At 61.4% G+C, this 26234-nt stretch carries 27 protein-coding genes; 24 read left to right on the plus strand and 3 right to left on the minus strand.

Annotation, left to right across the window (positions count from 1 at the left end):
* The first annotated feature begins 51 nt into the window (after positions 1–51).
* The 16 genes from ACOOFN_RS11845 to ACOOFN_RS11920 all read left to right on the plus strand — a co-directional run bounded on the left by ACOOFN_RS11845 (position 52) and on the right by ACOOFN_RS11920 (position 13851).
* Positions 52–1242, plus strand: coding sequence for a deoxyguanosinetriphosphate triphosphohydrolase (locus tag ACOOFN_RS11845; RefSeq protein ID WP_420431730.1), 1191 nt, complete (start codon positions 52–54; stop codon positions 1240–1242).
* A 72-nt stretch (positions 1243–1314) separates the two neighbouring features.
* Positions 1315–2124 (plus strand): SPOR domain-containing protein, encoded by an 810-nt coding sequence (locus tag ACOOFN_RS11850; RefSeq protein WP_420431732.1) that lies wholly within the window; start codon positions 1315–1317, stop codon positions 2122–2124.
* Entirely contained in the window at positions 2121–3134 is a 1014-nt protein-coding gene (gene nagZ / locus ACOOFN_RS11855) for a beta-N-acetylhexosaminidase (protein ID WP_420431734.1), read from the plus strand. Before ACOOFN_RS11850 ends, nagZ begins: the two co-directional genes overlap by 4 nt.
* Positions 3131–3934: a segregation and condensation protein A gene (locus ACOOFN_RS11860; protein WP_420431736.1), complete on the plus strand. Its 804-nt coding sequence runs from the start codon at positions 3131–3133 to the stop codon at positions 3932–3934. The genes nagZ and ACOOFN_RS11860 overlap by 4 nt, the downstream gene beginning before the upstream one ends.
* Positions 3931–4701 carry an SMC-Scp complex subunit ScpB gene (gene scpB, locus ACOOFN_RS11865; protein WP_420431738.1) on the plus strand — a complete coding sequence of 257 codons (771 nt, stop codon included), beginning with the start codon at positions 3931–3933 and terminating at the stop codon, positions 4699–4701. Before ACOOFN_RS11860 ends, scpB begins: the two co-directional genes overlap by 4 nt.
* A 73-nt stretch (positions 4702–4774) precedes the next feature.
* Entirely contained in the window at positions 4775–5023 is a 249-nt protein-coding gene (locus ACOOFN_RS11870) for a twin-arginine translocase TatA/TatE family subunit (RefSeq protein WP_420431740.1), read from the plus strand.
* A gap of 9 nt (positions 5024–5032) precedes the next feature.
* On the plus strand, positions 5033–5482 hold the full coding sequence (gene tatB / locus ACOOFN_RS11875; RefSeq protein WP_420431742.1) for a Sec-independent protein translocase protein TatB: 450 nt from the start codon (positions 5033–5035) through the stop codon (positions 5480–5482).
* Positions 5479–6300, plus strand: a complete 822-nt coding sequence (tatC, locus tag ACOOFN_RS11880) for a twin-arginine translocase subunit TatC (RefSeq protein WP_420431744.1) — start codon at positions 5479–5481, stop codon at positions 6298–6300. Before tatB ends, tatC begins: the two co-directional genes overlap by 4 nt.
* A 66-nt stretch (positions 6301–6366) precedes the next feature.
* Positions 6367–7644, plus strand: a complete 1278-nt coding sequence (serS, locus tag ACOOFN_RS11885) for a serine--tRNA ligase (RefSeq protein WP_420431746.1) — start codon at positions 6367–6369, stop codon at positions 7642–7644.
* On the plus strand, positions 7641–8429 hold the full coding sequence (surE, locus tag ACOOFN_RS11890) for a 5'/3'-nucleotidase SurE (protein WP_420431748.1): 789 nt from the start codon (positions 7641–7643) through the stop codon (positions 8427–8429). The genes serS and surE overlap by 4 nt, the downstream gene beginning before the upstream one ends.
* Positions 8426–9073 (plus strand): protein-L-isoaspartate(D-aspartate) O-methyltransferase, encoded by a 648-nt coding sequence (locus tag ACOOFN_RS11895; protein WP_420431750.1) that lies wholly within the window; start codon positions 8426–8428, stop codon positions 9071–9073. Before surE ends, ACOOFN_RS11895 begins: the two co-directional genes overlap by 4 nt.
* A 78-nt stretch (positions 9074–9151) precedes the next feature.
* Entirely contained in the window at positions 9152–10150 is a 999-nt protein-coding gene (locus ACOOFN_RS11900; RefSeq protein ID WP_420431752.1) for a peptidoglycan DD-metalloendopeptidase family protein, read from the plus strand.
* Between the two features lie 83 nt (positions 10151–10233).
* The gene (gene yajC / locus ACOOFN_RS11905; RefSeq protein ID WP_420431754.1) at positions 10234–10608 is read left to right on the plus strand and encodes a preprotein translocase subunit YajC; all 375 of its coding nucleotides are present in this window, start codon (positions 10234–10236) and stop codon (positions 10606–10608) included.
* Positions 10609–10614: 6 nt separating this feature from the next.
* Positions 10615–12201 carry a protein translocase subunit SecD gene (secD, locus tag ACOOFN_RS11910; RefSeq protein ID WP_420431756.1) on the plus strand — a complete coding sequence of 529 codons (1587 nt, stop codon included), beginning with the start codon at positions 10615–10617 and terminating at the stop codon, positions 12199–12201.
* 10 nt (positions 12202–12211) lie between these two features.
* Positions 12212–13180 carry a protein translocase subunit SecF gene (secF, locus tag ACOOFN_RS11915; RefSeq protein WP_420431758.1) on the plus strand — a complete coding sequence of 323 codons (969 nt, stop codon included), beginning with the start codon at positions 12212–12214 and terminating at the stop codon, positions 13178–13180.
* Between the two features lie 59 nt (positions 13181–13239).
* Positions 13240–13851: a urate hydroxylase PuuD gene (locus tag ACOOFN_RS11920; protein WP_420431760.1), complete on the plus strand. Its 612-nt coding sequence runs from the start codon at positions 13240–13242 to the stop codon at positions 13849–13851.
* Between the two features lie 60 nt (positions 13852–13911).
* Here ACOOFN_RS11920 and ACOOFN_RS11925 read toward each other — a convergent pair whose 3' ends face one another.
* On the minus strand, positions 13912–14517 hold the full coding sequence (locus tag ACOOFN_RS11925; RefSeq protein ID WP_420431762.1) for a superoxide dismutase: 606 nt from the start codon (positions 14515–14517) through the stop codon (positions 13912–13914).
* 113 nt (positions 14518–14630) lie between these two features.
* Between ACOOFN_RS11925 and ACOOFN_RS11930 the strand changes: the two genes are divergently transcribed.
* Positions 14631–15458, plus strand: coding sequence for a squalene/phytoene synthase family protein (locus tag ACOOFN_RS11930; protein ID WP_420431763.1), 828 nt, complete (start codon positions 14631–14633; stop codon positions 15456–15458).
* Here the strand turns inward: ACOOFN_RS11930 and trmFO are convergent.
* Positions 15455–16849 carry a methylenetetrahydrofolate--tRNA-(uracil(54)-C(5))-methyltransferase (FADH(2)-oxidizing) TrmFO gene (trmFO, locus tag ACOOFN_RS11935; RefSeq protein WP_420431765.1) on the minus strand — a complete coding sequence of 465 codons (1395 nt, stop codon included), beginning with the start codon at positions 16847–16849 and terminating at the stop codon, positions 15455–15457. The genes ACOOFN_RS11930 and trmFO overlap by 4 nt on opposite strands.
* A gap of 95 nt (positions 16850–16944) precedes the next feature.
* Here trmFO and ACOOFN_RS11940 point away from each other — a divergent pair, with 95 nt between their 5' ends.
* The 3 genes from ACOOFN_RS11940 (at position 16945) to ACOOFN_RS11950 (ending at position 19836) form a co-directional block, all read left to right on the plus strand.
* The gene (locus ACOOFN_RS11940) at positions 16945–17841 is read left to right on the plus strand and encodes a hypothetical protein (RefSeq protein ID WP_420431767.1); all 897 of its coding nucleotides are present in this window, start codon (positions 16945–16947) and stop codon (positions 17839–17841) included.
* Positions 17842–17911: 70 nt separating this feature from the next.
* Entirely contained in the window at positions 17912–18883 is a 972-nt protein-coding gene (locus tag ACOOFN_RS11945; protein WP_420431769.1) for a hypothetical protein, read from the plus strand.
* Positions 18884–18948: 65 nt separating this feature from the next.
* Entirely contained in the window at positions 18949–19836 is an 888-nt protein-coding gene (locus ACOOFN_RS11950; protein WP_420431771.1) for a hypothetical protein, read from the plus strand.
* A 1-nt stretch (position 19837) separates the two neighbouring features.
* Here ACOOFN_RS11950 and uvrA read toward each other — a convergent pair whose 3' ends face one another.
* Positions 19838–22723, minus strand: a complete 2886-nt coding sequence (uvrA, locus tag ACOOFN_RS11955; RefSeq protein WP_420431773.1) for an excinuclease ABC subunit UvrA — start codon at positions 22721–22723, stop codon at positions 19838–19840.
* Positions 22724–23031: 308 nt separating this feature from the next.
* On the opposite strand from uvrA, the gene ssb reads away from it, so the two are divergent.
* The 4 genes from ssb (at position 23032) to ACOOFN_RS11975 (ending at position 25993) form a co-directional block, all read left to right on the plus strand.
* Positions 23032–23505 (plus strand): single-stranded DNA-binding protein, encoded by a 474-nt coding sequence (gene ssb / locus ACOOFN_RS11960; protein ID WP_420431775.1) that lies wholly within the window; start codon positions 23032–23034, stop codon positions 23503–23505.
* Positions 23502–24245 carry a hypothetical protein gene (locus tag ACOOFN_RS11965; RefSeq protein WP_420431777.1) on the plus strand — a complete coding sequence of 248 codons (744 nt, stop codon included), beginning with the start codon at positions 23502–23504 and terminating at the stop codon, positions 24243–24245. Before ssb ends, ACOOFN_RS11965 begins: the two co-directional genes overlap by 4 nt.
* 118 nt (positions 24246–24363) lie before the next feature.
* Positions 24364–25104, plus strand: coding sequence for an EF-hand domain-containing protein (locus ACOOFN_RS11970; RefSeq protein ID WP_420431779.1), 741 nt, complete (start codon positions 24364–24366; stop codon positions 25102–25104).
* Positions 25105–25198: 94 nt separating this feature from the next.
* Entirely contained in the window at positions 25199–25993 is a 795-nt protein-coding gene (locus ACOOFN_RS11975; protein WP_420431781.1) for a penicillin-binding transpeptidase domain-containing protein, read from the plus strand.
* The last annotated feature ends 241 nt before the right edge of the window (positions 25994–26234 follow it).

Raw genomic sequence — 26234 nt, forward strand, 5'->3', positions numbered from 1 at the left:
CGTGATATATGGAGCCCGCGAGGCGTACGCAAACCCGGATTGGACACAAGCATGAGCGTCGGGGCGACAGATCGCAGCCGGGCAGTCTATGCCTGCCACCCTTCGCAATCGCGCGGGCGGGTCTATGCGCAGCCGGAAAGCGCGTCGCGAACCGCGTTCCAGCGCGACCGCGACCGTATTATCCACACCACCGCCTTTCGGCGACTGAAGGAGAAGACGCAGGTCTTCGTGGCCCATGAAGGCGATCATTACCGGACCCGCCTCACGCATTCGCTGGAAGTGGCACAGATCGCCCGCACGATCGCACGGGCGCTGGATGCCGACGAGGACCTGACCGAAGCCCTGGCACTGGCGCACGACATGGGGCATCCGCCTTTCGGGCATGCGGGCGAACGGGCGCTGGCGGCGTGCATGAAAGAGTTCGGCGGGTTCGATCACAATGCCCATACATTGCGGATCATTACCAAGTCGGAAGTCCGCTACGCGGAGTTCGAGGGTCTGAACCTGACCTGGGAAACCGTCGAGGGAATCGTCAAGCACAATGGCCCATTGATCACGGCGGCAAAGGGCGAGGACGAGCTCAACTGGGGCATTACGGATTATCCGCACTGGCGGGAGCTTGAACTCGACAGCTTTGCTTCGCTGGAAGCGCAGATCGCGGCGCTGTCGGATGACATCGCCTATAATAATCACGATATCGATGACGGGCTGCGCGCCGGCCTTCTCGACCTAGAGGAACTGTCCAAACTACCATTGGTCGGGCGAACACTGGCGGCGATCCGGCAGCGCTATCCCGCGGCAAGCGAGGAAATCCAGATCCTTGAAATGATCCGCGAGCTGATCGGCGTGATGGTCGAGGACGTGCTGGGCGAAACCCGAAAACGCCTCGCGAATCTTGCGCCTGATAGTGCGCAATCGGTCCGCTCGGCCGGCGTCGAGACGGCGGCTTTCTCCAACGACATGCTGATTGAGCTGGCCGAAGTGCGCCGCCATCTATTCGCCAACATGTACCGGCATTACAAGGTCAATCGGATGATGGCACAGGCGGAGCGGGTCGTGACCGAATTGTTCGAGCGGTTCATCGCCGATCCCGGCCTGTTGCCCACGCGCTTCCGGAGGGATGCCGGCGCGCCCGGCAGCGTCGAACTCGCCCGGCTTGTTTGCGACTACATTGCCGGCATGACGGACCGCTACGCGCTGGAGGAGCACCGGCGGTTATTCACAGTTCAGGGCTATCTCTGATCCCCGATGACGCGGTGTATTGGTGTTATTCTGGGAGCGATCAGCTGATTCGCCGATTGGAAACGGAACACCATGAGCGAAAGCGAATATCCCGAAGGGGAGTATGACGAGGAGGAGACGTTCGACGCGCGCGGCGATTCGCGGCGCGGCCCCTTGTTGCTGACCACTGCCTTTGCCGTTTTCGTATTGTTCGTGGCTGTCGTCTGGAGCGCGTACCAGCAGGGCGTGAGGGACCGGGATGAACCCCCGCGGATCGTTGCCGATTCGACGCCATACCGTGAACGACCGGCCGACCCTGGCGGCACCGAAACGCCGGATCTCGATATCGAGGCTTATGACCGGATTTCCGGCAATGACAGCGATCGCGAGACCGCAACGCCGCGGGACGGCCCTGAGGAACCGGTCGACGGGCGCCCGGCGCTACGCCTGGAGGAAACGACACCGGACGAAGCCGCGCAAAGCGATTCCGGCGCCGCAGATCCGACCGCGGTCTATACCGAGACGGAAACCCGTGATACGGCGGCAGAATCCCCGCCGGCCTCGCAGACGACAACACCAGTTCCGCCTCCGCCACCGCCTCCAGCCCAGGAAACGCAAGCGGCCAGCCTGGCCGTGCCGGCCCCCGTCAATGATGGCAGCTGGGTCGTGCAGATCGGATCCTTCAGGACGGAAGAAGAGGCCGAGAGTGCCTGGGTCAATTTCATCACCGGATACTCCGATATCGCTGCGGGTGCATCGCCGGACATCCAGGCCGCGGAAATCGACGGTCGCGGCACCTATCACCGGCTGCGCATTGCCGCCTTTGCCGGCCGCGACGAAGCATCGGCCTTTTGCGCCGCCTTGCAGGCCCGCGGCCAGGATTGTTACGCCACCCGCAGATGACCGCCCAGGCAACGATCCTAGGGCTCCAGGGGCCGGTCCTCGATGCAGGTGAACGCGGCTTCTTCGCCGATGCCGATCCGTGGGGCTTCATCCTGTTCGGCCGCAATGTCGAAAACCCTAAACAATTGGCGCGCTTGTGCGTAGCTTTGCGCGACAGCGTTGGACGCGATGCGCCGATATTCATTGACCAGGAAGGCGGACGGGTGCAACGGCTGCGGTCGCCACACTGGCGAGAAGCACCGCCGGCCGCGGCTTTTGGCGCGCTATACGCACACGACAAGGAAGCGGCTGCCGAAGCGGTCTGGATCAATCACCGGCTGATCGCGGCCGAGCTCCGCGCGAGTGGCATTGATGCCGATTGCGCGCCGTGTCTCGACCTCGCAATCGAGGGGGCGGATGCGGTCATTGGCGATCGCGCTTACGGCGGCGATCCCGAGATGATCGCCGCGCTCGGGCGGTCTGCGATGGACGGTCTGATGGCGGGCGGCGTGGCTCCGGTCATCAAGCACATTCCCGGGCATGGCCGAGCGGATGCAGACAGCCATTTTCACCTGCCGAGGGTAGGGGAGACCCTGGAGGTTCTTCAGGACACCGATTTCAGGCCCTTCGCGGCGCTTCATGATGCGCCGATGGCGATGACGGCACACATTGTCTACGACGCGCTTGACCGTGATGCGCCGGCGACGATGTCGGAGGCCGCTATTGCGTTCATGCGCGAAACGATCGGCTTCGATGGCCTGCTGATGACCGACGACCTCTCGATGAAAGCGTTGACCGGTTCGTTTGCCGAACGCACCCAGCGCGCATTGAACGCCGGTTGCGATGTCGTGCTGCACTGCAATGGCGACCGCGCGGAGATGGAAGCTATTGCCGAGGCTGCGCCACGCCTGGAAGGCCCCGCACTGAAACGGGCGCAGTCAGCCGAGGCCGCGCGTCAAGGCGGGGAACCTTATGATGCCGGCAAGGGCCTTGCCAGGCTGGACCGGTTGCTATCGCGGGTGGCGGTATGACGGACGACTTCGAGGAAGACCTGCCGTTCGAGGCTGTCGAGGACGCCGATCACGAAGCGCTGATTGTCGATATCGACGGTTATGAAGGGCCGCTGCACTTGCTGCTCGCTTTGGCGCGCAAGAAGAAGATTGACCTGACCAAGCTGTCGATACTGGAACTTGCCGAGCAGTATCTCGCCTTCGTCCACGCGGCGCGCAAGCGGCTGGACCTGGCGGCCGAATACCTCGTCATGGCGAGCTGGCTGGCCTATCTGAAATCGCGCCTGCTTCTGCCGAAGCCGGCCAAGGATGATGAAGACATGGCGCCGGAACAGATGGCGGCAGCCCTGGCTTTCCGGTTGCGCCGCCTGGAGGCCATGAAGGCGGCCGGACAGGCTCTCCATGCGGGCAAGCTTTTGCGGCGGGACGTGTTTCCACGTGGCATGCCGGAAGGCGTGCGCACGCTGCGCGCCTCGCGTTACGAAGCCAATTTCTACGATTTGCTGAGCGCTTACGCCCAAAGGCGGCAAGCCTCGATCCGTTCGAACTATCGTCCGGATTTGCCGAAAGTCTACGCCCTCGATAATGCGCGGACCCGGTTGGAGCGCCTGTTGCCCGAAGTACATGAGTGGCGCACGCTGGACAGCCTGCTGCCAGATAACCGGGAGCTCGGACAAGATCCGCCGCCGCGGCGGTCAGTGCTCGCCAGTTCAACACTCGCCGTGCTCGAAGTGACGAAGGATGGCCATGCCGAATTGCGTCAGGCCAAACCCTATGATCCCATCGAGGTCAAAGGCAAAAACGAAGAGCCGAAGGCATGACCGACAAGCCAGACCCCATCAGCGAGGCGATTGACAAGCTTCGCGCGCGCGCCGAACGGCAGGGTGAGACCGAAACCGGGAGCGATGAAAAGGGGCCGCGGCTGGCACTGGACGCCGAACGCCAGCGCATGCGCCGCCTGGAAGCATTGTTGTTTGCCGCTGCCGAACCGCTGGATATCGAGACACTTCAGACGCGGCTTCCTGCGGAATCCGATGTCGAGGCACTTCTCGAGGCGCTCCAGGCGGACTATGCCGAGCGCGGCGTGCATCTGACCGAAGTCGGAGGGCGCTGGCGCTTCGAGACAGCCCCAGACCTGCGTGGCCTGCTCGAGGAGATCCGCGAAGAACCGCGCAAGCTGTCGGATGCCGGGCTGGAGACGCTGGCCATCATCGCCTACCACCAGCCGGTCACGCGTGCCGAGATCGAGGAAATCCGCGGCGTTGCGGTCTCGAAGGGCACGCTCGACCTGTTGTTCGAACTGGGCTGGATCCGGCCGCGCGGTCGTCGTCGGTCACCCGGCCGTCCCGTGACCTATGGTACGACAAATGGGTTCCTGCAGTATTTCGGACTGGCGGGAATCGGTGATCTTCCCGGACAGGCCGACCTGAAAGCGGCCGGTCTGCTGGACGCCCGCCTGCCGCCGGGGTTTGAAGTGCCGGCACCTGGCATGGGCAGTGAGACCGATGACGAGGACCCGCTGGATCCCGAAGAGGACGCGCATCTCTTTCATGTCGATTTCATGGATGAGGATGGTGGCGAAGACTGAATCCCTGACGAGGGAAATGGACGCGCGCGGCAGGCTCGTTTAAGCAATTGTCTGGATCCGCAGGGAGGAATGGATGGCGCCGGGTATTTGGCAAATCCTTATTATCGTTATTCTCGTCGTTCTGTTGTTCGGCGCGGGCCGCATTTCCGGGCTGATGGGCGAAGTCGCCAAGGGCATTACAAGCTTCCGCAAGGGCCTCAAGGAAGGCGCTGATGGCGGTGATGATGAGTCGAACGGTGACGGCGAGTCCGAAGCCCTCAACGACGAACGATCCTCGGAGGAGACTCCGGCTTCCCGCGAGGAAGAAACCACGCGGAACTAGGAGCCGGTCATGAATCCCGGCATAGGCGCTCCCGAACTGATGGTCCTGGCGGTGCTGGCCCTGATCGTGGTCGGCCCCAAAGACCTGCCGAAAATGTTGCGGCGGGTCGGCCAGTTTGTCGGCCAGGCGCGGCAGATGGCACGAGATTTCCAACGCAGCTTCGACGAGATGGGGCGCGAGAACGAGATGGCGGACTTGCGCCGCGAGATCGAGGCGCTCAAGTCCGGAAATCCAGCCGCTGACCTGAAACGCGATCTCGACGAGGTGAAGCGCGATCTCGCCTCGCTGGAACACGAGGATATCGTGCAGCGCAAGATCGCAGCCGCTGACAAGTCCGACAAGACGATCGCGGAAGACGACCGCAACACGATCCACAAGCCCGCAGAAACCGGCAATTCGAAGGTCGAGCCCTATTCACCGCCGGCTGCGGCCAAAAAGAAAACGGCCGAGGACGAATGAACAAGGACGTCGATCCACCGGCCGAAGATGACGAGGTCGAAGCCAGCCGCGCGCCGCTTCTCGAACATCTGTCCGAGTTGCGTGTGCGCCTGATCCGGCTGGTGATTGTGCTGGCGATCGGGTTTATCGGCTGCTTCATCTTCGCCGAGCCGATCTATAATTTCCTTCTTGTGCCCTTCGAAGACGCCGCTGCGCGCATGCGGGAGGGCGACCTTGCGCTGGAACTGATTTTCACGGCGCCGCTCGAGTTCTTCTTCGTGAAGGTGAAACTTGCCTTTTTCGGTGCGCTGATTCTGGCTTTTCCGTGGGCCGCCTACGAGATCTATTCCTTCGTGGCACCAGGACTCTATCGCAATGAACGAGGCGCGTTTGCACCTTTCCTGCTGGGGGCGCCTGCTCTGTTCGTGGCTGGCATGTCATTCGTCTACTATTTCGTTTTGCCATTCGTGATGCGGTTCGCGCTGGGCCAGGAGCAAATGGGCGACGGCAATGGCGTATCGATCCAGTTGCTGACGCGCGTGTCGGACTATCTCAACCTCGTGACCACGCTGATTCTCGCATTCGGGATGAGTTTCCAGCTACCGGTATTGCTAATGTTGCTCGGCGGTGCAGGCATCGTCACGTCGCGGCAATTGATCAGTTTCTGGAAATTTGCGCTGGTCGGGATTTTTGCTTTTGCGGCCTTCGTCACGCCTCCGGACCCGATCAGCCAGATGATCCTCGGCAGCGTATTGATGGCCCTGTATGCCGTTTCGATAGCGGGCGTTCGGATGGTCGAAAAGCGCGACAGGCCCGATGCCGCCGACGCGGCGTCCTGACGGCGTCATTGCCAGTTCCAGCAGCGCTCGCTATCACGCGCGCAACGTCTGAACCGAGAGCTGTCCATGCACGATATCCGTCTGATCCGCGACAATCCCGAGACCTTCGATGAAGGGCTTGCAAAGCGTTTCCTGCCGCCGCAAGCCGACGAAATCCTGCGGCTCGACCGCAAGCGCCGCGCAGCGCTGACCCGCCAACAAGAGGCGGAAACCGAGCGCAATACGCTGTCCAAGCAGATCGGACAGGCAAAAGCGAAGGGCGATGAAGAGGCCTTCAACCGGTTGCGTGCCGATGTTGACCGCCTGAAAGGCGTTCTGGAAGAAAGCGGCGCGGAAGCCGCCAAGTTCGAGGAAGTTCTGAACCAGCATCTCGCCGGCTTGCCGAATTTGCCGATGGACGATGTACCGATCGGCGAAGACGAGAATGCCAACGAGGAAGTGCGTGGCTGGGGCGAACCGCGCGAGTTCGATTTCGAAGCGAAAGATCACGTTGATCTCGGCGAAGGTCTGAAGCAGCTCGATTTCGAGCGCGCCGCCGCGATGTCTGGATCACGCTTTGCGGCGCTGTCGGGCGGACTCGCCCGGATGGAGCGGGCCCTGGCGCAATTCATGCTCGACCTGCACACGAGCGAGCACGGGTTTACCGAAGTCAGCCCGCCCTATCTGGTGCGGGACGAGGCGATGTACGGCACGGGTCAATTACCCAAATTCGCCGATGATTCCTTTCACACCGACAATGGTTACTGGCTGATCCCGACTTCTGAAGTACCGCTGACCAACCTGTTCCGAGACGCAATTCATGCTGAAGCCGATTTCCCGGCGCGAATGACCGCGTTTACGCCCTGCTTCCGCTTGGAGGCCGGCTCGGCAGGGCGTGACACGCGCGGCCTGATACGCATGCACCAATTCCAGAAGGTGGAAATGGTCTGCGTCACCCGGCCGGAAGAGTCGGATGATGAACTCGAACGCATGACAAATTGCGCCGAGGAAGTGCTGCGCCGGCTCGAACTGCCATATCGGGTCATGCTGCTGTCGACCGGAGACATGGGCTTTGGTGCACGCAAGACCTACGATCTCGAAGTCTGGCTACCCAGCCAGAAAACCTATCGCGAGATCTCCTCGTGCTCGAACTGCGGAGATTTCCAGGCACGGCGCATGAATGCGCGCTTCCGCCGCGAGGGCGAGAAGAAGCCGGAATTCCTGCACACGCTGAACGGGTCCGGCGTGGCGGTCGGCCGCGCGCTGCTGGCGGTGATGGAAAATCACCAGAATGCCGACGGCACGATCACTGTGCCCGATGTGCTGCGGCCCTATATGGGCGGGATCGAGGTGCTGGGCGCATGAAAAATCCCCGCATCCTGCTGACGAATGATGACGGCATCCGCGCGCGCGGCCTGCAATCGCTGCGCAAAATAGCCGCGGAGCTGTCCGACGATGTTTGGATTGCCGCACCGGCGGAGGAACAATCCGGGGCCGGGCGGTCGCTGACCTTGAACGAACCTTTGCGGGTCCGGAAGGTTGAAGACCGCGCCTATGCCATTACCGGCACGCCGACGGATGCCGTGTTGATGGGGGTGCAGGACCTGATTACGGACAGGAAGCCCGACCTGGTTTTGTCCGGCGTCAACCGCGGCGCGAACATTGCGGAGGACGTGACATTCTCCGGAACCGTCGCTGGCGCCATGCAGGGCATGCAGCTCGGAATACCGTCGATTGCCCTAAGCCAGGCTTACCCCTACCAGCCGAACACGGTCATCCGCTGGGAAACTGCCGAGACATATGGCGCCCCGATCATCCGCAAGCTGCTGGAAGAGGGTTGGCCCGAGGATGTGCTGATCAACATCAATTTCCCGGACCGCGACCCGGATGATGTAGCCGAAGTCGAGGTGACGAAGCAGGGCTGGCGCGACCAGGCCATTGTCCACGCCGACAAGCGCACCGATCCGCGCGGCATGGATTATTACTGGATCGGCTTTCGCGGCGCGCCGCAAAGTCCGCTCGAAGGCGACGACCTCCATGCCATCATGGGCGGCCGGATCTCGGTCACACCGCTGCACGTCGATCTCACGCACATGGAAACGCACCACCGCTTGAGGGGCGTTCTCGGCGGAGCCCCGCCGCGAAAATGAGCGAGCCCGACGCCCGTGTGATCCAGTTGGTGATGAGCCTGCGCGGGCAGGGGGTGAATGACCGGCACGTGCTGGCAGCCATAGAACGTACGCCGCGCCAACTATTCGTGCCGGAGCGGTTCGTCGATCACGCCTATGACAATCGGCCGCTGCCCATCGATTGCGGGCAGACGATCAGCCAGCCGCTCATCGTTGGCCTCATGACCCAACTTCTGGAAATCGACGACCGGTGCAAGGTGCTCGAGATCGGAACCGGGTCCGGCTATCAGGCGGCCATACTGTCGCGGCTGGCACGACGGGTTTATACCATCGAGCGTTATCGCACGCTCGCGAAGGAAGCCGAGGCCCGGTTCACGGCGCTGCGCCTGACAAATATCACACCGCGCATAGGCGATGGCACGAAAGGCTGGCCCGAACAGGCGCCTTTCGACCGCATCATCGTAACTGCCGGCGCACCGGTTCGGCCGGACACGCTGCTGGAGCAGCTCAAGCCCGACGGCATCGCTGTTGTACCCGTCGATAATGACCGTGGCACGCAGACTCTGGTGCGCTATCGACACGAATCGGACGACGGCCTGCAAGGCGAACCGCTCATGGATGTGCGCTTCGTTCCACTGGTGGAAGGCGAGGCAAAAGCCCTCTAGCGGCCATATTTGGCTAACCGGAGCTTAACGCCTGTCCGGCTTACTGTCGCCGGTTTGCCATCGAGATCTACGCTGATAATGCCTGTCCGCCTTATCCTTTTCCTGCTCCTCGCTTCCGGCCTCGCTGGGTGCGCCAGTTCCGGACCGCGCGAACCGGCGGCCATCGACTACCGGCGTGCCAATTATGGCGGGCCGCCGCCCGGTATCGTCGATACGCCTCCGCATTGCGGCGCAGGTGCGCACTACACGGTTCGAAACGGAGACACGCTATCGGAAATTGCGGCGGCCTGCGGTGTCACGACTCGCGCCTTGGCCGATGCGAACGGCCTCAATCCGCCGTATGAAGTTTATGCGGGCCAGGAGCTAAGTCTGCCGCGTCCGTCCACGCATACGGTGCGGCGCGGTGAAAATCTCTACAGGATTGGTCTTCGCTATAATGTCGGCCATCTTGAAATCGCTGCGCTCAATGGTATCGGCCCGCCCTACCCGATCGAGGTTGGCCAGGAATTGCAGCTGCCCAACGGAGCCTCGGGGCCCGCTGTCCGCAGCACGCCGCCCCCTGTGCGGAGCACGCCGCCACGGACGACACCGACCCGCGTGGCGTCGGTTGAATCCCCGGTCCGGCTCGAAGAGGCCGATCCCCCGGTCCCGCAGCCGCGCCGCTCGGCACCGCCGCCGGAACCTGAAAACACCGGCCCCGTCACCTTCCATTGGCCGATTCGCGGCGACATTATCTCGACCTTCGGCCCGAAACCCGACGGCCGCCGCAATGACGGCGTCAACATCTCCGCCGAAGAAGGCGCGAGCGTACGCGCTTCGGCTGCGGGAACCGTGGTGTATGCAGGCGGAGAGTTGCAGGGTTATGGCGAACTTGTGCTGGTCAGGCATTCCGACGGTTGGGTGACGGCCTATGCGCATAATTCGCGGCTGCTTGTCGCCGAGGGTGATCGCGTCACGCAGGGACAGCTGATCGCGGAAGCCGGATCCAGCGGATCGGTCGATACGCCGCAGGTGCATTTCGAAATCCGGCGCGGCGTGACACCGGAAGATCCGATGCGGCATCTGCCCGGAAGCTGACAGTCACCCCTTGTTGCATGGGGCGCATGTCCCGATATATTCCCGCGACCTTCAGATAAACGGCTCGCTTAAGGGGCACCTCCATGTTTGACGCAATCCTTCCCGCTTCCGCCGGCGCCTCCGGTGGCGCGATGGGCGCTTTGATCCAGTTCGCACCGCTGATCCTGATCTTCGTGGTCTTCTACTTCCTGCTGATCCGCCCGCAACAAAAGCGCATGAAAGACCACCGCGAAATGGTGTCCGCCCTGTCGCGCGGCGACGAGGTAGTGACCTCCGGCGGGATTCTCGGCAAGGTGACCAAGGTCGACGAGACCGAGGCTCAGGTCGAGATCGCGACGGGCGTCAAGGTCCGTGTCCTCAAGTCGACGATTTCGGAAGTGCGTTCGCGCACCCAGCCGAAGGCGGCGAATGACGGCAAGGCGGCCAAGAAGTCCGACGACAAGACCGTCTCGGAGTAAGAGCGCATGCTGTATTTCGCGCCCTGGAAAATTGGCCTGATCCTGGCGGTTTCGCTGATCGGGATCTGGCTCGCCGCCCCGAATTTCGCGCCCGTGCCGGGACAGACCGTCAATCTCGGTCTCGACCTGCAGGGCGGTTCACACCTCGTGTTCGAGGTCGATCTGGAAGGCGTTCAGGAAGAACGCCTCTCGGGGCTTTCCCAGGAAGCGAATGTACTGCTGCGTCAACAGCCCGCCATCCCGACGGCCGCCAATGCGGTCATTGGTGACGAGGTGGTTCTCCGTATCGCCCGCGCGGATGATTTCGAGGAAGCCTTTACGCGACTGCAGGGCTTATCGCGTCCTATCGGGGACAGCGCGACCGGCCTGACGGGTGGACTGGCCCCACGCAATGTCGAGTTCGAGCGCGACGATGCCGAACGCACAATCCGGATCCAGCTCACCGAAGCGGCGTTGGTCGATATTCGGGACCGCACACTGGCACAGTCGATCGAGGTGATCCGCCGTCGTATCGACGGCGCGGGAACGACAGAGCCGACGATTGCACGCCAGGGCGATGAACGGATTCTCGTTCAGGTTCCCGGCGAGAGCAATCCGCAACGCATTATCGAGATTGTCGGTACGACGGCACGGATGACGTTCCACCTGGTACGAGAGGATGTCGCAGTGGGAGCTGACGGCCAGGGCCGGACGCCGCCAGGTGTCATGATCGTGCCGCAGGACAATCTGTCCGAACCCTTCATCGCCATCGAGCGTCGCGCCATGGTGTCAGGCGAAAACCTGACTTATGCGGGATCGACATTCCAGGAAGGCCAGCCGGTCGTCGAATTCCGCTTCGACACGACGGGCGCGGCTGCGTTCGGGCGGGTCACGGCGCAGAATGTCGGGCGCCGGTTCGCCGTCGTGCTCGACGACATCGTGATTTCCTCGCCGGTGATCCTCGGGCCGATCCTTGGCGGATCCGGCGTCATCCAGGGCAATTTCACCTTCGAAAGCGCCTATGACCTTGCTGTGCTGTTGCAAGCGGGCGCGCTTCCGGCCGACCTCACCGTCGTCGAGCAGCGATCCGTCGGTCCTGGACTCGGACAGGACTCGATCAACAAGGGCCGGATCGCCGTGGTCATCGGTTTCATCGGCGTAATCGTATTTATGCTGGCGGCCTACTCGGTGTTCGGCGTGTTCTCGAACATCGCGCTGATGCTCAACGTCACGCTAATTCTCGGTGCGCTGTCGGGACTGCAGGCTACGCTGACCCTGCCAGGCATTGCCGGGATCATCCTGACCATCGGCATGGCGGTTGATGCCAATGTGCTGATCTACGAGCGGATTCGCGAAGAATCGCGCAACGGTCGGACGCCGGCCAACGCGATCGAGCGTGGTTATTCCGAAGCGTTGTCGGCGATCCTCGACGCCAATATCACGACGCTGATCGCGGCCGGCGTGCTGTACATGCTGGGCGCGGGTCCGGTGCGCGGCTTTGCCGTGACACTCGGCATCGGCATCCTGACATCCGTGTTTACCGCTTTCGTCTTCTCCCGCCTGCTCATTGCGATGTGGGTGAAGGGGCTGAAGCCCAAGAAGCTCCCGATCTAGGAGACGGCCCATGTCCCTCGCACTCGTCAATTACATCCCGGACAATACAACCATTCCGTTCATCAAGGCGCGGCTGGCAGCATTCGGGTTTTCTGCGGTGATGATGGTGGCCTCAATCGCCGCTTTCTTCGCAATGGGGCTCAATTTCGGTATCGATTTTACCGGTGGCGTGACGCTTGAAGTCCGCACCGAAGAACAGATCGACGCCGGGCGCATCGACGATATGCGGACACTGCTGAACGGGCTGGGCCTAGGCGCAGTAGAGCTCCAGGGGTTGTCAGAGCTGACGGAAGGGTCCGACTGTTACAATGACCATTGTGCCCTGATCCGGGTGCAGCCGCAGGAAGGTGAGGGGCTGGAGGCAGAACAGGCCCAGCAGGCCGCCAATCTCGCTGTTCAGTCTGCGCTGACAGAAGCCTATCCGGGAATCGAATTCCGCTCGATCAACGTGCTCGGCCCGAAAGTTTCCGGTGAACTGGTTCAGGCCGGCGTCACCTCCATCGTGGTCGCACTGTTCCTGATGCTGATCTACATCTGGTTCCGCTTCGAGTGGCAGTATTCTGTCGGGGCGGTGGTCGCACTGGTGCACGACGTGATCATCACAATCGGCATGTTTGCGGTGACGCAGCTCGAATTCAATCTCTCGACCATTGCTGCGATCCTGACCATTGTCGGTTATTCGATGAACGATACCGTGGTCGTCTACGACCGGATCCGGGAAAAACTCCGCAAGTTCAAGAAAGAGTCGCTGGCCGAGGTGCTCAACCGCGCAATCAACAAGACGCTGTCGCGCACGATCCTGACTTCGCTGACGACGCTAGTTGCGCTGATTTCGCTTTGGGTTCTCGGTGGCGCAGCGCTGCAGGGCTTCGCCTTTGCCATGATTTTTGGCGTGGTGATCGGCACCTATTCCTCGATCTTCATCGCGGCGCCGCTCCTGCTGGTCACCCAGGTCAAGCGCGACGCGACCGAGAACTGATTTCGCTTTCCTGCGCGGACTGATAAACTTCCCCGGAGAGAATCGGGGAGGGTTCAAACATGGCAGCTATCCTGTCGAATCTGCGCACAACCGTGCACATTTCGATCGCGCTCGCGATCCTGTTTTTTGTCGGCTATGCGCTGGCCTATGATGCCATCGGCTTCAACGGCGCATTCTGGATGGCGGTGGCGCGCTGGACGCATGTTGTTGCCGGCATCATGTGGATCGGACTGCTCTGGTATTTCAATTTCGTACAGATCCCGACGATGCCGGAAATCCCGGACGAGCAGAAACCTGCGATCGGCAAGCATATCGCGCCGAAAGCCCTGTTCTGGTTTCGCTGGGGCGCGGCCTTCACGGTACTGACCGGCCTGCTCGTCGCCTATCTGCGCGGCTATCTCGTGGAGGTTCTGTCATTCGGCATGATCGCTGATACCTATGCGGCACAGTATTCCTTCATCGGAATCGGTATGTGGCTGGCGTTGATCATGGCTTTCAATGTCTGGTTCGTGATCTGGCCCAACCAGAAGATCGCACTCGGGATGGTGGAAGCCGACGCGGATGCCAAGCCGAAGGCGGCGCGCACGGCGATGCTGTTCTCCCGGACAAACACGCTCCTGTCCCTTCCCATGCTGGTGGCGATGGCGGGAGCGCAGACCTTGTTCGGCTGATCCGACGCGACAAAAAAAGGCCCGCCGTTCGGCGGGCCTTTTGACGCCGGCAGTGCTCCGTTACTGGCCGGAGTTCGCCAGGTTTTCTGCGGCGAAATCCCAGTTGACCACTTTGTCGAGGAAGGTCTCGATATAATCGGGACGCTTGTTCTGGTAGTCGAGATAATAGGCGTGTTCCCAGACATCCATGGTCAGCAGCGGCACGGCGCCTGCCTCGGTTAGCGGTGTGTCGGCGTTCAACGTCTTTCGAACGGCGAGCTTGCCATCCTTGACGATGAGCCAGGCCCAACCAGAACCGAACTGACCTGCGCCTGCTTCGGAAAAGGCATTCTTGAAGCCTTCGAGAGAACCGAAGTCGCGATCAATGCGGTCGGCGAGATCGCCGGATGGCGCGCCGCCGCCCTTCGGCTTCATGGAATTCCAGTAGAAAGTGTGGTTCCAGGTCTGCGCAGCATTGTTGAACAGCCCCTGGTCACCTTCGCTGTCGGCCTTGAGGACGAGGTCTTCGAGCGACAGGCTCTCCTTGTCCGTGCCCTCTATCGCCTTGTTCATCTTCGATACGTAGGACGCATGGTGCTTGCCATGGTGGAAGTTCAGCGTTTCCGCCGAAATATGCGGCGCGAGTGCGTCCTGTGCATAGGGAAGGTCGGGGAGGGTGTGGGCCATTCTGTGTGCTCCATCTGTCAGTTATTGACGACGCCGCCCGGTGGGCGGCTTATCTCTCGACTTCCATATGGGTGACTTACACACGGTTTCCACCGCAAGGCCTTGAAATCAGGATGACAGATACAGCAAAGACCGAGATCGAGCAGAATGATCGCGAATTGGCGGCCAGCTTCGCACCGCCGTCGGTTCGCGCGCGTCTGAATGCTTTCCATGCCTGGATCCGGGAGATCGAAGACATCCCGTACAAGACCACCGAACCGGCGATCCTGGCGATGCGGTTTGCCTGGCATCGAGAAGCCGTGGCGGATCTCTTTGCAATGCCGGCCAGGATACGCCGGCATGATGCCTATGAGGGAATGGCGCCACTGATAAAGGAGGCCGATGGTCCCGACGCGGCGGAGCTGGTGCAGATCATCGATGCCGTAGAAGACGGTCTCGATCAGACAAGGCTGACCGACATCACGGCATTGCTTCAGGTCATCGACGCGCAGTCTGGCACCGCGATGCGCATCGCTGAACGGCTCTCGGGCGGCGCTGCATCAGAGGCATTGCGTACGGCCGCCGCGCGGGCGAGCGGGCTGGCACACTGGGTCCGCGGGTTTGCGGTCCGCGCAGGCCGCATGCTGGCGCTGATTCCGCACGATGCACTCGACAGGGCAGGCATCAATGTTCACCGCCTGGCGAGTGGCCGGGAGCCGGAGCGTGCCGCCGCTGCGTTCGCGCCCGTGCTTGATGTGCTCGAAGCCGAGCTCGCCAAGCTGGGGGAGCTGCCGACATGTCCGCCGGAGAGCTATCCAGTGCTTGGCGTGGCGCGATTGGCCCGCGCGACACTCAAGACCGCGCGCCGCTCTGACGATCTGTATCGGACGGATTTCCGCCCGTATCCACTGCTGCGGCAGATTGAGTTGCTTCGCGGATCACTCACCGGGCGGCTCGCTTAGGCGGCTTTGGGTGTCTGCTGTAGCCAATCGCCTAAATCGCGCAAGGCGCGCGCGCTCATTGCGCGCTTGCGGGCGACGGATTTTTCCTTCCCGCGTAGCCGTTTCCCATCCTCGTCCTTCGTCGGCGTCTCGATATCCGGGAACAGCCCGAAATTGACATTCATCGGCTGGAAGCTGGCTTTCGATCCGGTGAGATGGCCACCTGTGACATGCGTCAGCAATGCGCCGAATGCCGTTGTGGACGGCGGCAGATCAATCGGTTGGCCCAATCGGTCGGCTGCGGCAAACCGGCCGGCGAGCAAGCCCATCGCCGCGCTCTCGACATAGCCTTCGACCCCGATCACCTGGCCGGCGAAACGGAGCGTCGGGCGGGCTTTGAGCCGCATCTGGCCGTCGAGCAGGCGCGGTGAATTGAGGAAGGTGTTGCGGTGAATGCCGCCCAGGCGTGCAAACTTGGCATTCTCTAGCCCCGGAATCGTCCGGAATATCTCGGCCTGGGCGCCGTATTTCAGCTTGGTCTGGAAGCCGACCATGTTGAACAGCGTTCCAAGCTGATTGTCCTGGCGCAGCTGGACGACCGCCCAGGGCTTCTCATCCGGCTTATGCTGGTTAGTCAAACCACGCGGCTTCATCGGGCCATGGCGCAGCGTTTCCGGGCCCCGTTCGGCCATCACCTCGATTGGCAGGCAGGCTTCGAAATAGGGTGTGTCCTTTTCCCAATCCTTGAACTCGGTGTGCGGCGCGGTCAGCAAGGCATCGATGAAAGCGTCGTATTGTGCCTTGTCCATCGGGCAATTTATGTAAGCGGCGCGGTCGGCCTCGGTATCGCCCTTGTCATAGCGCGACTGCATCCAGGCGATATCCATGTCAATCGAGTCGCGCTGGACGATCGGCGCAATGGCGTCGAAAAAGGCCAGCGAGTCTTCACCGGTCAAATCCAGAACGGCATTGGCGAGCGCCGGTGAGGTGAGAGGGCCCGTTGCAATGATAACGCTGTCCCAGTCCTCCGGTGGCAGACCGGCGACCTCGCCGCGTTCCACCGTGACCAGCGGATGTTCGTACAACGCATTGGTGACGGCGTCGGAAAAGGCGACCCTATCGACGGCCAGTGCGCCACCGGCCGGGACCTGCGTCTCATCGCCGGTTGCCATGATGATTGAATCGGCGCGCCGCATTTCCTCATGCAGCAGGCCTACTGCGTTTGTTTCCGCATCGTCGGAGCGAAACGAATTCGAACAGACAAGTTCCGCCAGCCCTTCGGTTACATGGGCTTCTGTCTGCCGCTCCGGACGCATCTCGTGCAGGATAACGGGCACGCCGGCTTGCGCCAGTTGCCAAGAGGCTTCGGAGCCGGCCATGCCGCCGCCGATCACGTGAACAGGTTTGATCATGGCGCGGGTGTATAGACTTTCGCCGAGACCAACCCAAGTCTTGTTCGCAACATTGCCGCATTGCCGAATCAGGCGCCCGGAGTAGTTTGCCGCCCATGACACGGCTTTCCTCCTTTTCCGCTTTGCCCGGAGCGATCGTCCGGGCCGTGGCTTTTCTGCGTCAACATCTCGCCGCTGCTGCAATGGCGGCGATATTGCCCGGTCTTGCGGCCATTTTCCTGACATTCCAGACCGGCCAGGTAAGCGCCGCCGCGATAGGGGCAAACTGGACGCTATACGCTGCAGCGTTGTTGCTGTGGTGTCTCGCGACCGTGATGTCGCAGGCCGCCATGTTCCGCTTGAGCCTGCGCGGGCAGAAATCCGGCGTTCTGGGCTATGCGATCGGGAGCGATGAAGGTCGACTGGCCGCGTCCTGGGCATTGATCCTGTTTCTGATAATTGTCGCCGGCGGCATTGGCCTGGTTGTGTATGCGGCGCTTATGGGAGCGGTTTCCATGGTGTCGCGCGATGCAGCGGGGTTGCCCCCGGAAGACCCGGTCGCAACCGGCAACATTCCCGACCTTGCGGCCTATTACGGCCCAGCGGAATGGTTGATCGCCATCGTGCTCGGCGCAGTTGCGCTGATCATGCTCGCCGGGTTCGCCGGCCGGCTGCTGCTGGCGCCGGTTGCCAGCATGGCGCGGCGTAAGATCCAGGCGTTGTCAGTGATGGCAATGACGAGAAAACGCGGCTTTGCCGTGGTGCTGGGCTGCATCCTGTTGTTCGTGCCGGCGGGGCTCGTGGTTCACGGCTTTGGTGAGGCCAGTGAGCGGGTGTTTGACCTGCCGGTGCATCAGCCGTCGCGCCTGTTCGATGGAACCGGGCTCATTTCAGGATTTCCACTGTTTGCCGTCATGGCCTTTCTGCATGGCTGGGTTGCCGCTCTTCTGACGTCTCCCCTGTTTGCCGGCTTTACCAGTGCGCTGTATCGCGCCTGGGGCGGGGACGAGTAGAACGCTATTCCCCCTGCCGTTTTTCCGGCGATCTGTCACAGTGCCGTCGGGATAGTCAGGGGAGGTGCGCATGAGCACCCAGGCATTTGATTTCGGCAAAGCCGTCTTTCACTTTTTCAATGTTGCCGGGCGAAAACCCGCGGCGGTTTTATGGATCGGGCTTTGGCAAGCCCTGTTGACGGCAGGATTGGTCTATCTCGCCTTTGCGACGATCGGCGATTTCTATTTTTGGATTATCAGCCAGGCCGTGACCGGCCATGAGCCGAACGAAACGGAAGTTCTTACCCGTCTCGGAAGCACGATGACCGTGATGCCGCTGATCTCGATTGGCGGCATGCTTATCGCGCTGATGGCACAGGCGGCCTGGCTGCGATTGCTTACGCGCGGCGAGATGGCGGCTGTGATTCCGTTCCGGCTGGGGGGTGACGAGCTGCGCCTTTTCGTGACCAATCTCGGCCTGCTGGCGGTCGCGATGGGCTTCTATTTTGTTTCACTGGCGGTAACGGTCATGCTCGTTGGCGGCGTTGTCGCCTTTGCCGGTGGTAACGGCTCGACCGAAGCCGGTCTTGCGGGCGGTTTCGTTGCAGCCATGATTTTTCTCGCCTTGGTGCTGGCGGCCGTGTTCGCTGCCGTGCGGCTGTCTGCGGCGCCGGCTACCACGATCCTTGAGAAGCGGATCGCCTTTCCGGCCTGGAGCATGACGCGCGGTATCTTCTGGCCATTGCTGGGCGCATATGTCCTGGTCGCCATCATCATTGGCGTGTTGTCGGCGATCATCGGCACGGTTCTCAACATCACACTGCTCGGTGCCTTCATGCCGCTAATCGGCGAGTTCGCCGAGCTGGCCCAGTCCGGTTCACAGCCACCACCCGAAGAGATCATGGCGATGCTCGAGGACGTGTTCACGCGGCCGGGCGTACTGACCTCGATCACGGCTGTCGGATTGTTGTCGGTAATCCTGCGGTCCTTTGCAGACGCAGTCTGGCACAGCGTCGGCGCGTCTGTGGCAATTCAAAGAGGGACGGTCGAAGCGGCACAATGAAAGACCGCTTGAATCGCAGCGCCTTGAGTTTGAAACTCGATCCATAGCGATCTTCAGGCGGCGAAATGAATCCTTCCTTCAATGTCGGCCGGGCGCTGAGCTTCGCTTTCGAAGTCTTTGCCGCCCGGCCCTACGATTTCATCCTGATGTCCATCTGGACGGCAATCTACGGTGCTGTCTTCACGGCAATCCAGGTGCAGGCGGTCGGGCCGGAACTGGCCGCCATCATGGCCAGCCAGACCACGGCGACACCAGCCGGCAATATGGAAATGTTCGATATGCTCGGGCGCTATTTCGGTCAGCTGCTGCCATTCCTGGCTGTGGGAATGGTCATCAGCGTGTTGTTCGAAGCCGCGTGGCTTCGCCTCTTTGTTCGCGGCGAATCACTGAGCGTATTCCCGTTTCGTCTGGGACGCGATGAAGGCGTTTATGCGGTTTCCGGCATGCTCGTCCTTCTGGTCCTGGTGGTGGCAATGTTCATCGGTTGGATGGCGATGATGATCCTGGCGGTCCTGTTCGCAATCGGTGGAACGGCCGGCGCCGCGATCGGCGTGTTTCTCGGCTTCCTGTTGCTGGTGGCGATTACCGGCGCAGCGGCAATCCTGATCCTGCCGGTCCCGGCCTTGAGCGTGCTTTCCGGCCGCATCGCGCTGATGGAAGGCGTCAGGGGCGCACGGCAGGTATTCTGGCCGCTGCTCGGCAGCGCGGTGGTCGCGGTGATCATCGCTTTCATCGCGAACGGGCTTTTTTCCGGCCTGATCGCCTTCATGCCGTTCGATCAGTTCGGCCAGATGCCCGATGGCTCTCAGGCCGGCGTGGCCGGTCTGCTCGGCTATTTCATGATCGTCCATCTGATCGGGATACTGCCCGCAGCGATATTGCGCGGCGTGGCAAGCTATACCGCGCTGCGTATCGCAGACGAGCAGCGCCCGCCGTCAGACCCGGTGAATTGACCTAGGCGCGTCTCTTGCGTGCGGCCTTCTTGCGCTCGATGTCGCGTTCCAGCATCGGTTTGAGGTAGCGGCCGGTCCAGCTGGCTTCGACCTCGGCGACTGCTTCAGGTGTACCGGCGGCGACGATCGTGCCACCTCCATCGCCGCCTTCGGGACCGAGATCAATCAGCCAGTCTGCGGTCTTGATGACATCGAGATTGTGCTCGATCACGACCACGCTGTTGCCGGTTTCGACCAATTCGTGCAGCACTTCGAGCAGCTTGCGGACATCCTCGAAATGCAGGCCCGTGGTCGGTTCATCAAGAATGTAGAGCGTCTTGCCGGTGGCGCGCTTGGATAATTCCTTGGACAGCTTCACGCGCTGTGCTTCGCCGCCAGACAATTGGGTGGCCGGTTGACCGATCTTCACATAGCCGAGACCGACGCGTTTCAGCGTTTCCATCTTGTCTCGGACCGCCGGGACTGCCTTGAAGAAGTCGGCGCCCTCTTCGACTGTCATGTCGAGCACATCAGCGATCGACTTGCCTTTGAAAGTGACTTCCAGCGTTTCCCGATTGAAACGCTGACCGTGGCACACATCGCAGGGGACGAAGACGTCGGGCAGGAAGTGCATCTCGATTTTTACCACGCCATCGCCCTGGCACGCCTCACAGCGTCCGCCCTTCACATTGAAAGAGAAACGCCCCGGCTTGTAACCACGTGCCTTGGATTCGGGCAGGCCGGCGAACCATTCGCGGATTGGTGTGAAGGCGCCGGTATAGGTGGCCGGATTGGAACGTGGCGTGCGGCCGATCGGCGACTGGTCGATGTCGATGATCTTGTCGAGATGCTCGAGGCCCTTGATGCGGTCATAGGGAGCCGGAACATTCTGCGCCTTGTTGAGCTTGCGCGCTGCCGCCTTGTAGAGCGTCTCGATGGTGAGCGTCGACTTGCCGCCGCCGGAAACCCCGGTAACGCACAGGAAAATGCCGAGCGGGAACTCCGCTGTAACCTTCTGCAGGTTGTTGCCGGTGGCCCCCTCGATCACCAGCTTGCGGCCCTTCTTTGCCTTGCGGCGGGTCTCTGGAATGTCGATCTCGCGCGCACCGGACAAATACTGACCGGTCAGGCTCCTGGGGTTGGCCTTGATTTCCTCCGGCTTGCCGAACGCCACGATCTCGCCGCCATGAACACCTGCAGCAGGTCCGAGATCGACGACATGGTCGGCGGTCAGGATAGCTTCCTCGTCATGCTCGACCACGATCACGGTATTTCCGAGGTCGCGCAGACCCCGCAACGATTCCAGCAGGCGGGAATTGTCGCGCTGGTGCAGGCCGATCGATGGCTCATCGAGTACGTAAAGCACACCGGTCAACCCGGAGCCGATCTGCGAGGCAAGGCGAATGCGCTGGCTCTCGCCGCCGGACAGCGTGCCGGATGACCGATCCAGCGTGAGGTAATCAAGGCCGACGTCGACGAGAAATTTCAGGCGTTCCCGGATCTCCTTGAGGATGCGTTCGGCAATCGCCTTGTCCTTCGGTGAGAATTCATTCTCGACTTCGCCGAACCAGTCGGCCGCTTCCCGGATGGCGAGACGGCTGGATTCCGAAATGTCGCGCCCCGCGATCTTGACCGCGAGGGCTTCGGGTTTCAGGCGTTTGCCGCCGCAGGTCTCGCATGGCTGGGCCGACTGAAAGCGGGCGAGATCATCGCGCACCCAGCTGGAATCGGTTTCGCGCCAGCGCCGCTCGAGGTTGGGAATGACGCCTTCGAAAGTCTTGGTGGTGGTGAACGTGCGCAGCCCGTCTTCGTACTTGAACTTGATCTTCTCCTCGGTCCCGTAAAGCACGACCTGTTTGAAATCGTCGAGGAGGTCGCGCCAGGGCTCGAACATGGACGCGCCGAAATGGTCGGCAAGCGCGGTCAGCGTTTGCTGGTAGAGCTTCGACGTGGTGCGGCTCCATGGTCCGATCGCACCGTCATAAAGACTTTTGCCACGATCAGGCACGACCAGGCTCTCATCAAATTTGAGCGATTGTCCAAGACCGTCACAGGCAGGGCAGGCACCGAATGGATTGTTGAATGAGAACAGGCGCGGCTCGATCTCCTCGATGGTGAAGCCGGAAACCGGGCAGGCGAATTTCTCCGAGAAGATGATACGCCGCGGTTCGTCCTCGCCGTCTGCCGTGTCAGCAAACTCGGCGACCGCAATGCCATCGGCAATCTTGAGCGCGGTTTCGAGCGATTCCGCGAAACGCTGTTCCATGCCCTCGCGCACGATGACGCGGTCGACGACGACATCGATATCGTGCTTGAACTTCTTGTCGAGCGTCGGCGGCTCTTCCAACGAATGGAATTCGCCATCGACCTTCACACGCTGGAAGCCGGCCTTCAGCCACGCCGCGAATTCCTTGCGGTATTCGCCCTTGCGGCCGCGCACGGCGGGCGCCAACAGATATAGCCGGCTGCCTTCGTCAAGCTCCATCAGCCGATCGACCATCTGGCTGACCGTCTGGCTCTCGATCGGCAAGCCGGTCGCCGGCGAATAGGGCACGCCGACCCGCGCCCACAAAAGCCGCATGTAGTCATAGATCTCGGTGACGGTCGCGACGGTCGATCGCGGATTCTTGGAGGTCGTCTTCTGCTCGATGGAAATCGCCGGCGACAATCCCTCGATCGAATCAACATCCGGTTTCGACATCAGTTCTAGGAATTGCCGGGCATAGGCCGAGAGGCTCTCGACATAGCGGCGCTGACCCTCGGCATAAATCGTATCGAAGGCGAGCGAGGATTTGCCGGAACCCGACAGCCCGGTGAACACGATCAGCTGATCACGCGGTATTTCAAGCGAGACGTCCTTGAGATTGTGCTCGCGCGCGCCCTGAATGCGAATTCTATCGTGTGCCATGAGTGTCCACCATCCGGAGTCGACAGGCAGAACACAATGCGAACAAATCGTTGCTTGTCCAGCCCTTCAGCGAGGGCATGTACTTAGGCCGACTTGACGAACGCGCAAGTGCGCCGCCAGCGCATCGGGACGTGACGGGGCGGTCGAGACGCCGCTTTCCGCGGGAGTAGAGACTGAATTGGCTGTGGATGGCTGAACGCTGCAGGTGGACTCGGTGCAGGCGATTGGTCAGAAGGGCGACAGCGCGGAAATTGACCGCTGGAACAAAATGTAAACAATAATCGCTCAACGAAATGCGAGGTAGGGCCATGGCCGGTAGTGTGAACAAAGTCATCCTCGTCGGAAATCTCGGCGCAGATCCCGAAATGCGCCGGCTCAATTCCGGCGACCCGGTTTGCAATCTGCGGATCGCGACGTCGGAAAGCTGGCGCGACAAGTCGTCCGGCGAGCGCAAGGAAAAGACCGAATGGCACAATGTCGTGATCTTCAACGAGAACCTCTGCAAGGTAGCCGAGAACTATCTGCGCAAGGGCTCCAAGATCTACATTGAGGGCCAGTTGCAGACGCGCAAATGGCAAGACCGCGACGGGAATGACCGCTACACGACGGAAGTCGTGCTGCAACGCTTCCGCGGCGAATTGCAGATGCTGGACAGCCGGGGCGACAATGCCGGTGGCGGCAGCTATGATCGGGCCAGTGATCGTTCCGGTGGCGGCGGACAGGTGTCCGACAACCGCGACAATTTCCGGAATGACGATATGGACGACGAGATACCATTTTGATCGAGTTCCCGAGATTTGTTTGTGGCCTGCTGGCCGCGATTTCGCTTGCCGCCAGCGTGCATGCACAGGAGTTTGGCGGCACGCGCAATCCGGAGCTGATGGAAATCACGCTGTCGGATGGTTCGACCACACATTTCGTGATCGGCCAGTATGCGTGGGGCGAGTTGCTTGCCGAGATGGGGCAGTTGCGGGGTGAAGCCGCGAGCCGCGACCGGGAGATCGCCGATCAGCTATTCGCGGCGCGAGATACGATCCCGCCGGGCATGCTGTTCGAAGCGGCTCGCCGTTACGCGTCCTTCGATCAGGAACAGGCGGTTTACGTGTTCCTGCTGGCACGGGCCCGGACGTTGTATGATGCGCTGCGCTGCGTCGATTCCACAGCGACCGAAGGCATTCCGGTGATTACTGACATGGCCGGCAATGAAGTCGTCGCGCTAATGAACATCAATGAAGAGGGTGGCGGCGCCGCACGCACGGAACGAATGCAGCGTGCCTTGCAGCGCCTGCTTGATTCCGGCGAGACCTTCAACAGCACGTTTTCTCCTTGGTGGATTTGTTCTGCGTCCGATTCAGCGTTTTTCGCCGCCGTCAATGCGGCTACCATGCCGCAGGACGAATGGCTGAAACAGGAAGTCGTCTGGCCGACCGTGCAAGAGCAGGTTCGGCGTAACATCCGGGAAAACCAGGCGCTGCTGGCGATCACAATGGGCACGCGCGATCTCGCGAATTCCGACGAATAGGGATTGTCCGGACAGGAATTTCCTCGTGTCCGCACGGCTTCTCGCTTAACTTGACGGTCTGATCCGCAGGACGGTGCTGCATGCGCCGTTACTGACAGCCAGCAGAAGAGAGGCCGCGATGACCAAGCGGAATGGCCGGTTTGAAAAGAAAAGCGAGATGATTGAGGTGCGGATTTCGCATGCTCAGAAACAGGCTCTCCTTTCCCATTGCCGCCGCCAGGGCTTATCGGCCAGCGAGGCCGTTCGCGGCATGATATCCGGCGAGCTGTCCTCGCAGTCACGGCGCATGGTGTTTAATCTCGAAAGGATCACAACCATGCCCAGCTTCTTCAAATCCCACCCCCGCAAGGCCGCAGCCGCTTCAATAGCCGTTCTGTCAGCGGCTTTACTTTCGTTCGCAGCGCCCGGGCAGGCCAATGATGGCGCCGCCGTCTTCGCCGCCATGGACAGCAATGCGGATTCCCATTTGACCGAGGCCGAGTTCATGGCCGTCGTGCGGCGCGAGGGCCTTGTCTGGAATCCCAACGCGGATCCGAATGCGGCACGCCGTACGGTCGGCATGAGCGAGCTGGAGGGCAGTGCGCGACGCGAATTCGCTCGCTATGACCGCAACCGCGACGGGCGGATAACGCATTATGAGTTCACGGGACGCTATGTGCCGCTCATGCGCGCCAGTTTCCTGGCGTTGGACCGCAATGTCGATGCTTATGTGAGCGTCTCCGAGCTTGCCGTTTCACTGGGCAGTATCGGGTTCGAGTCCGCGGACGCGCCGGAGCAGTCCGCAGAACAGCTGGTCGATGAGCTTGATCTGGACAATGACGGTCAGCTCAGCTTCGATGAGTTTCTCGCAGACAGCTGATTGCGCAGTTTGGGCCCGGCGTCCTGCCCGCGCAGGTCGCCGGCCTAATCGGGCCGCATTGCCTCGCGATCCTGTTTTGCGCGCGATGTGAGACATGCGAATTTTGTTCCTGAGTATTCTGTTCCTGGCGGGCGCCGCGACGGCGCTGGCGGACGATCTCGATCATCTGTTTGACGCGGCCGGCCTGACCGGCGCCCTGGTGATCGAGCGCCTGTCCGATAGTCGCGAATGGACGGCTTTTCCGGATCGCGCCGATACCCGGTTTGCGCCGGCCTCGACCTTCAAGATTCCCAATGCGCTGATTCAGCTGCAAACCGGCACAGTTTCGGATACCGATGAAGACCTGCTCGACTGGGACGGTGTAAGCCGCGGCGGCAGCTGGGACGAGTCGCAAAGCCTGCGGACAGCATTCAGGCGCTCGGCTGTGTGGGCATTTCAGGCATGGACGGCAGAAACGGGACATGCGGCGATGCGCGAGCAGATTGCCGGGCTGAACTACGGCAATGGCGAGATCGGCGGACCGGAGCGTGTCACGACGTTCTGGCTGGACGGCACGCTGCGCATATCGGCGCGCGAGCAGATCAGAATCCTCCGACGTCTGGAGGAGGGAGAGCTGCCATTCCGCAACGATGTGATGGAAGACGTGATCGACATCATGGAGACCGATCGCGGCGAGACATGGGTGCTGCGCGCAAAGACCGGTTGGGGTGTTCGCGAAGAACCGAATATTGGCTGGTATGTCGGTTGGCTGGAAACCGGCGACGACATCTACTTCTTCGCGCTCAATGTCGATATCGACTTCCGGTCGGGCGACGGCCGAATCCGCGAACGGATTGTGCGTCAGGGCCTGGAGTCGGTTACTGGTATGGCGCTCACGGATGCGCGCTGAAGGGACTTTTTAAGGGCCGCATCCGGCGATTCGACCTGTCTCGCGCACCGCGCACTGGCCTTGATCCGCATTGCGCCTTCAAAATAAAGCAAAATCAAACACTTCTGACTGTTTCGAGGGAGTGCAGCCGGTTTGCCCCGGCGACGGTTAACGGCTAGGCTGAACACGACATATTCCGGCGATTCTCACGCCGGCTTTCGGGCGCGTTGCATCCTCGCTTTCGCCGCCCCAGACAGACGCA

Source organism: Hyphobacterium sp. (assembly GCF_965217055.1).
Lineage (GTDB): Bacteria > Pseudomonadota > Alphaproteobacteria > Caulobacterales > Maricaulaceae > Hyphobacterium.

What these genes read in the sequence shown, in the direction of transcription:
- ACOOFN_RS11845 (WP_420431730.1), top strand. Translation starts at nt 52, where the DNA reads ATGAGCGTCGGGGCGACAGATCGCAGCCGGGCAGTCTATGCCTGCCAC.
- ACOOFN_RS11850 (WP_420431732.1), top strand. Translation starts at nt 1,315, where the DNA reads ATGAGCGAAAGCGAATATCCCGAAGGGGAGTATGACGAGGAGGAGACG.
- nagZ (WP_420431734.1), top strand. Translation starts at nt 2,121, where the DNA reads ATGACCGCCCAGGCAACGATCCTAGGGCTCCAGGGGCCGGTCCTCGAT.
- ACOOFN_RS11860 (WP_420431736.1), top strand. Translation starts at nt 3,131, where the DNA reads ATGACGGACGACTTCGAGGAAGACCTGCCGTTCGAGGCTGTCGAGGAC.
- scpB (WP_420431738.1), top strand. Translation starts at nt 3,931, where the DNA reads ATGACCGACAAGCCAGACCCCATCAGCGAGGCGATTGACAAGCTTCGC.
- ACOOFN_RS11870 (WP_420431740.1), top strand. Translation starts at nt 4,775, where the DNA reads ATGGCGCCGGGTATTTGGCAAATCCTTATTATCGTTATTCTCGTCGTT.
- tatB (WP_420431742.1), top strand. Translation starts at nt 5,033, where the DNA reads ATGAATCCCGGCATAGGCGCTCCCGAACTGATGGTCCTGGCGGTGCTG.
- tatC (WP_420431744.1), top strand. Translation starts at nt 5,479, where the DNA reads ATGAACAAGGACGTCGATCCACCGGCCGAAGATGACGAGGTCGAAGCC.
- serS (WP_420431746.1), top strand. Translation starts at nt 6,367, where the DNA reads ATGCACGATATCCGTCTGATCCGCGACAATCCCGAGACCTTCGATGAA.
- surE (WP_420431748.1), top strand. Translation starts at nt 7,641, where the DNA reads ATGAAAAATCCCCGCATCCTGCTGACGAATGATGACGGCATCCGCGCG.
- ACOOFN_RS11895 (WP_420431750.1), top strand. Translation starts at nt 8,426, where the DNA reads ATGAGCGAGCCCGACGCCCGTGTGATCCAGTTGGTGATGAGCCTGCGC.
- ACOOFN_RS11900 (WP_420431752.1), top strand. Translation starts at nt 9,152, where the DNA reads ATGCCTGTCCGCCTTATCCTTTTCCTGCTCCTCGCTTCCGGCCTCGCT.
- yajC (WP_420431754.1), top strand. Translation starts at nt 10,234, where the DNA reads ATGTTTGACGCAATCCTTCCCGCTTCCGCCGGCGCCTCCGGTGGCGCG.
- secD (WP_420431756.1), top strand. Translation starts at nt 10,615, where the DNA reads ATGCTGTATTTCGCGCCCTGGAAAATTGGCCTGATCCTGGCGGTTTCG.
- secF (WP_420431758.1), top strand. Translation starts at nt 12,212, where the DNA reads ATGTCCCTCGCACTCGTCAATTACATCCCGGACAATACAACCATTCCG.
- ACOOFN_RS11920 (WP_420431760.1), top strand. Translation starts at nt 13,240, where the DNA reads ATGGCAGCTATCCTGTCGAATCTGCGCACAACCGTGCACATTTCGATC.
- ACOOFN_RS11925 (WP_420431762.1), bottom strand. Translation starts at nt 14,517, where the DNA reads ATGGCCCACACCCTCCCCGACCTTCCCTATGCACAGGACGCACTCGCG.
- ACOOFN_RS11930 (WP_420431763.1), top strand. Translation starts at nt 14,631, where the DNA reads ATGACAGATACAGCAAAGACCGAGATCGAGCAGAATGATCGCGAATTG.
- trmFO (WP_420431765.1), bottom strand. Translation starts at nt 16,849, where the DNA reads ATGATCAAACCTGTTCACGTGATCGGCGGCGGCATGGCCGGCTCCGAA.
- ACOOFN_RS11940 (WP_420431767.1), top strand. Translation starts at nt 16,945, where the DNA reads ATGACACGGCTTTCCTCCTTTTCCGCTTTGCCCGGAGCGATCGTCCGG.
- ACOOFN_RS11945 (WP_420431769.1), top strand. Translation starts at nt 17,912, where the DNA reads ATGAGCACCCAGGCATTTGATTTCGGCAAAGCCGTCTTTCACTTTTTC.
- ACOOFN_RS11950 (WP_420431771.1), top strand. Translation starts at nt 18,949, where the DNA reads ATGAATCCTTCCTTCAATGTCGGCCGGGCGCTGAGCTTCGCTTTCGAA.
- uvrA (WP_420431773.1), bottom strand. Translation starts at nt 22,723, where the DNA reads ATGGCACACGATAGAATTCGCATTCAGGGCGCGCGCGAGCACAATCTC.
- ssb (WP_420431775.1), top strand. Translation starts at nt 23,032, where the DNA reads ATGGCCGGTAGTGTGAACAAAGTCATCCTCGTCGGAAATCTCGGCGCA.
- ACOOFN_RS11970 (WP_420431779.1), top strand. Translation starts at nt 24,364, where the DNA reads ATGACCAAGCGGAATGGCCGGTTTGAAAAGAAAAGCGAGATGATTGAG.
- ACOOFN_RS11975 (WP_420431781.1), top strand. Translation starts at nt 25,199, where the DNA reads ATGCGAATTTTGTTCCTGAGTATTCTGTTCCTGGCGGGCGCCGCGACG.